Annotated in this window: 7 protein-coding genes; 1 reads left to right on the top strand and 6 read right to left on the bottom strand. The window is 68.4% G+C overall.

From position 1 onward, the window contains the following. Window positions 1–285, top strand: a 285-nt coding sequence (locus G3O00_RS39875; RefSeq protein ID WP_206146274.1) for a hypothetical protein, incomplete at its 5' end; no start/stop codon positions are given. A 130-nt stretch (window positions 286–415) separates the two neighbouring features. Here the strand turns inward: G3O00_RS39875 and G3O00_RS39870 are convergent. The 6 genes from G3O00_RS39870 to G3O00_RS39845 all read right to left on the bottom strand — a co-directional run. Further along, on the bottom strand, window positions 416–913 hold the full coding sequence (locus tag G3O00_RS39870; RefSeq protein ID WP_206146273.1) for a VOC family protein: 498 nt from the start codon (window positions 911–913) through the stop codon (window positions 416–418). A 168-nt stretch (window positions 914–1,081) separates the two neighbouring features. Beyond that, entirely contained in the window at window positions 1,082–2,323 is a 1,242-nt protein-coding gene (locus tag G3O00_RS39865; protein ID WP_174935892.1) for a DUF3443 family protein, read from the bottom strand. Window positions 2,324–2,339: 16 nt separating this feature from the next. Continuing rightward, window positions 2,340–2,843, bottom strand: a complete 504-nt coding sequence (locus G3O00_RS39860) for a DUF2844 domain-containing protein (protein ID WP_206146272.1) — start codon at window positions 2,841–2,843, stop codon at window positions 2,340–2,342. Window positions 2,844–3,104: 261 nt separating this feature from the next. Then, window positions 3,105–3,836: a protein phosphatase CheZ gene (cheZ, locus tag G3O00_RS39855; protein ID WP_011350602.1), complete on the bottom strand. Its 732-nt coding sequence runs from the start codon at window positions 3,834–3,836 to the stop codon at window positions 3,105–3,107. Window position 3,837: 1 nt separating this feature from the next. Then, on the bottom strand, window positions 3,838–4,233 hold the full coding sequence (gene cheY / locus G3O00_RS39850; RefSeq protein ID WP_011350601.1) for a chemotaxis response regulator CheY: 396 nt from the start codon (window positions 4,231–4,233) through the stop codon (window positions 3,838–3,840). 67 nt (window positions 4,234–4,300) lie between these two features. Then, window positions 4,301–4,887, bottom strand: a 587-nt coding sequence (locus tag G3O00_RS39845; protein WP_277399379.1) for a chemotaxis protein CheB, incomplete at its 5' end; no start/stop codon positions are given.

Raw genomic sequence — 4,887 nt, 5'->3', positions numbered from 1 at the left:
ATCGCCCTGCACCATGCGTGGAACGGATCGACGCAAACCCTGCGCGCGCAGGATTTCCCCGCGAGCTTCATCTTCCGCTGCGTCGATACGCGCGGCGAACCGACGGAACGCGCGCGCGCCGCCTGGTGCATGCCGGTCGTCGAGATCGAATCGGTGTCGGTCGATGCCGCCGGGCACCCGGTCGCGCCGGCCGATGCCGTCCGGATCGAAAGCACCGCGTACGGGCCCGGCCACCGCTTCCTCGACCACACGCGCCTGACGCGCGACGGCCGGTCACCGGTCTAGCGCCCGTTCCGGCCGCTCACGGGCTTGTACGGCCCGGCACCTGCACCGGTTCGCCGGTTCGTGCCGGCAACGGGCTCCTGCCCGGCACCGGTTCGCCGGTTCGCGCCGGCCGCGGGCTCCTGCCCGGCCCCTAGCCCGCCGCCGCCCGCTGCAGCGCGCCGAGATCGAGCTTCTTCATGGTCATCACCTGCGCCATCACGCGCTCCGCGCGCGCCGGATCGCCCGTCATCAGCTCGCTCATCTGCACCGGCACGACCTGCCACGACACGCCGAAGCGGTCGCGCAGCCAGCCGCATTGCTGCGCGCGCTCGTCGCCGCCTTCCGACAGGCGCGCCCAGTAGCGGTCGATTTCGTCCTGATCCCGGCAGTTGACGACGAACGACACGGCCGGCGTGATCTGGAACACGGGGCCGCCGTTCAGCGCGACGAACGCCTGCCCGTCGAGCTCGAACGCGACGGTCATCACCGCGCCCTCCGCGCTGCCGGACGCGTGCGCGCCGGCCTTGCCGTAGCGCGCGACGTGCACGATGCGCGCGTTGTCGAACACCGATACGTAGAAACGGGCGGCCGCCTCGGCGTCGCTGTCGAACCACAGGAACGGCGTGATGCGTTGTATGCGCGGGTTCATGGCGCTGCCTCCTCGATGTCGTGCCGGCACGGATGCCGGTATTACATCGTAGGCGCTGTGCCCGCACGCGGCGGCGTGCCGGTCTGACCCGTCATGCCGCGCACGGCCGTCGAATAAAAAAAGGGGGCGATCGCTCGCCCCCTTGTTCCTGCGTCCCGCCGTGCCGCGTCAGAACGCGACGAAAGGCGCCGCGCCGCCGCTCGCGGTCTTGTCCATCCCGAAGTAGATCGTCCGGTTGTAGAAGTGCGGCATGCCGATGTCGAGCCAGCTGGACGAACCGAACGGGCCCGCGATGTCGTTGAACGCGAACGTCGACGAGTTCGAGAACAGCGAATCCGCGTTTGCGATGGACATCGATACCGTACCGCTCACGCCGTTCTGGCCGGTCAACGTCGCCGAGTAGCTGGCCGGCGGCGATGCCGGGCAGTAGAACTGCGTATTCTTCGGGCAGGTCGTCGACTGGTTCGTCGAATCGTTGAAGAAATACGCGTTCGAACCCGTATCGAAGAACGCCATCACGTTGCGCCCCTGGAACGTCGCACTGACGTCGCCCGTCGTGGTCGACGTCATCACGGTCTTCCCGGTCAGGTCGGGCAAGCCGAACGTCAGCGTCCCGGTTGCGCTGGCCTGCCCGCTGTTCGAAATGCTCGGCATCGTCACGCTCACGCCGCTGCTGTCGGCAAAACGATGCACCGGGTTGGCCACCTGCTGCGCCACCGGCACGAGCGCCACCGTGCAGTTCGCGTTGTCGCCGTTCGGGCATGCGTAGTAGTTGTTGTTCGTCGACGTCGACGTCGCGCAGGTCGTGCCGCAATCGACCGGCGCCGGCCCGATGCCGAGGATCCCGTTCGCGCCGAGCGCGCTCGCCGAGTTGGCCGACGCGCCGCCGTTCGTGCACGAGCTCGGCACGTTCGTCGTGCCGAGGTCGCCGATGATCTGCACGGGCAGCGAGCTCGCCTGCTCGGAGCCGATCGACAGGTCGACCGTGCGCACCGAACCCCACGTGTAGCTCGACACGAACTTGCCGCACTCGGCGACCGGCGCGCCGCCGCTCGTCACCTGCGGGAGGCTGCCGAGCACGCCCGACACGGCGCTGCCGACGAGCCGCAGCCCGTAGGACGCGGTATCGACGAGCACGTTGTTGACCACCTGGCAGTTCGACGTGCCCGGCGCGCAGACCTTCAGGCTGACGGTCGGGATGTTGATCACGTTCGCGACGCCGGCGTTGACGGTGATGACGGCCGTGCTCCCGGAATTGCCGTCCGAGCCGCCGTTACCGTTGTTGCCGTTGTTGCCCGAGCTGCTGCCGCCACCGCCGTCGCCGCCGCCGCATGCCGTCACGAGGACGGCCGTGGCCGCCGCGAGGCCCAGCACGCCGAGCCAGCGCTTGAATGTACGAGGAATTCTCAAGATCGCTCTCCCGCTGTCACTGGATGTCGGTGCCGGTCAAGCCGGCAGGCAGCGCCGCCGGCAGCCACGCCTGGCCCGAGAAGGCGCCCATGTGGCCGCCTGTCCGGATCACGAGGCCGCTCGTGTCGACGGACACGGGCGCGCGCCAGCCGCGCGCCTTGTGCGCCGCCTGGACGCCTGCGGTGTACTGCGGGAAATAGCTGCCGAGCAGCGACGCGAGATCCGGCATCGTCGGCCCTTGCCACGCGAGGCCGAACACGCTGCCGGCGGCCGACGTGTATTCGTGGATGACGGTGCCCGATCCGAGCGTGATCTCGCGGACGGTATAGGCGGCCGTGCTCGCCTGCACGCCGTCCGCCGAACGCATCGCGCGCTGCAGCGCGCGCACGGATGCGGCCTGATCGTCCGCCGGCGGCGACATCGGTGCGCCGCCCAGTTCTGCGTGTGCGTGGAAGCTCCACAGCACACCCATTGCAGCCGTCGCGTGCGCGACAGCCCAGCCCAAGCGTTTCAGCTTCACGTTCCCCCCCAAGGGACTGGCTTCGTTGCCGGTAGTGCGGCCATCGGGCCCGCGCTACCTGCCAACATATGAAATCTTACGAATGACGCTACGTTGCTGCTGACGCGTAGTATGCCTGCTGAGTGTGTCGAAGTGTCAATTTGACGCAGGACGACCTTGGGCCTCGCCAGTGAAACGCGCGCGGGAAAGCGGTATGGGGAACGTGTGACGCATGCATCGGGCGGCACCACGACACGCGGCGCGCCGATGCATGCAGCAGGATCAGAAGCCCAGGCTGGCGAGCAGGTCGTCCACCTGCCCCTGATCCTGGACCACGTCGGTTTTGCCTTCCGGCGCGATCTGCGGGCCGTTCAGCAGCGACTCGGGGCTGCCGGTCGAGCTCATCTGCTCGGCGGCGAGCAAAGCCGCGGTGGCCGCGAACTGCTCGCGCCGCTCGGGCGCGATGTTCTCGACGAGCACGGTGAGGAGCTGCTGCTCGATCAGGTAGACCATGTCCATGATCTTCTTGATCACCTGCCCGGTCAGGTCCTGGAAATCCTGCGCGAGCATGATCTCGAGCAGCTGCGCGCTGGTCGCCGACGTCGATTCGGGCAGCGTGCGCAGGAACGTGCGCGTGTCGTCCATCAGCTCGCGCACTTCCGCGTGCTCGATCGGTGCCGCGTACCACTGCGCCCAGCGCGCGTCGAGTGCCTCGGCCTCGTTCTGGATGCGCTCCTGCATCGGCTTCGCGACCTCGATCGCATTCAGCACGCGCACGGCGGCCTGCTCGGTCATCGTCGCGACGTAGCGCAGCCGGTCGCGCGCATCGGGCACGGCTTCCGCCGCCCGCTCGACGTGCTTGTCGAGCCCGAGCTCGCGCATCGAATCGCGCAGCGTGCGCGTGACATGGCCGATACGCGCGAGGATGCGGTCGCTCGCGAAATCGGCGCCTTCGGCCTGGCCGTCGGCGCTGAACCCGGCGCCGGTCAGCGCGGCATGGATCGGCTCGTTCACGTCAGCTCCCGGCCTTCGCCATCTTGTCGATGATCTTGTTCAGCTTCTCGTCGAGCGTCGCGGCCGTAAACGGTTTCACGACGTAGCCGCTCGCGCCGGCCTGCGCGGCCGCGATGATGTTCTCCTTCTTCGACTCGGCCGTGACCATCAGCACCGGCAGGTGCGTGAGCGTCGCGTCCGCGCGGATTTCCTTCAGCATCGCGAGGCCGTCGAGGTTCGGCATGTTCCAGTCGGAGATCACGAAGTCGAAACCGCCGCCGCGCAGCCGCGCCAGGCCGGCCGCGCCGTCTTCGGCCTCGTCGACGTTCGAGTAGCCCAGTTCCTTGAGCAGGTTGCGGACGATCCGGCGCATCGTCGGGAAATCGTCCACCACCAGGATTTTCATGCTCTTGTCCATCGTCGTTCCTTTCCAGATTCGTTTCCGTCGGGACGCGTATCGTGGCACGCGCCCCGTGACATTCCATTCAAACGCGCTGCACGCGGTCGCCCATTGTCGCCAGGCGCGCCATCACGCGGCGGCTCATCTCGGCGAGCGGCACAATCTCGTCCGCGCCGCCGAGCGCGATCGCCTCGCGCGGCATGCCGAACACGATGCAGCTTGCTTCATCCTGCGCGAACGTGTGAGCGCCCGCGCGTTTCATTTCCAGCAGGCCGGCCGCGCCGTCGCGGCCCATCCCGGTCAGGATCACCCCGATCGCGTTCTTGCCCGCGTGCGTCGCCGCCGAGCGGAACAGCACGTCGACCGACGGACGGTGCCGGTTCACCGGCGGCTCGTCCGACAGTTGCGCAATATAGTTCGCCCCGCTTCTCGCAAGCAACAGGTGCGCGTGGCCCGGCGCAATATACGCGTGGCCCGGCAGCACGCGCTCGCCGTGCTCGGCTTCCTTCACCGCGATCCGGCACAGGCCGTTCAGGCGCTGCGCGAACGATTTCGTGAAGCCCGGCGGCATGTGCTGCGCGATCAGCACCGCCGGCGCATCCGGCGGCAGCGGCGTCAGCACTTCGCGGATCGCCTCGGTGCCGCCCGTCGACGCGCCGATGATGATCAGCA

Source organism: Burkholderia sp. Ac-20384, assembly GCF_017104605.1.
GTDB classification, from domain to species: domain Bacteria; phylum Pseudomonadota; class Gammaproteobacteria; order Burkholderiales; family Burkholderiaceae; genus Burkholderia; species Burkholderia lata.
The sequence above is the reverse complement of the archived record's forward strand: the minus strand, read 5'-3'. Positions and strand labels throughout refer to the sequence as shown.

What these genes read in the sequence shown, in the direction of transcription:
- cheY (WP_011350601.1), bottom strand. Translation starts at nt 4,233, where the DNA reads ATGGACAAGAGCATGAAAATCCTGGTGGTGGACGATTTCCCGACGATG.
- G3O00_RS39870 (WP_206146273.1), bottom strand. Translation starts at nt 913, where the DNA reads ATGAACCCGCGCATACAACGCATCACGCCGTTCCTGTGGTTCGACAGC.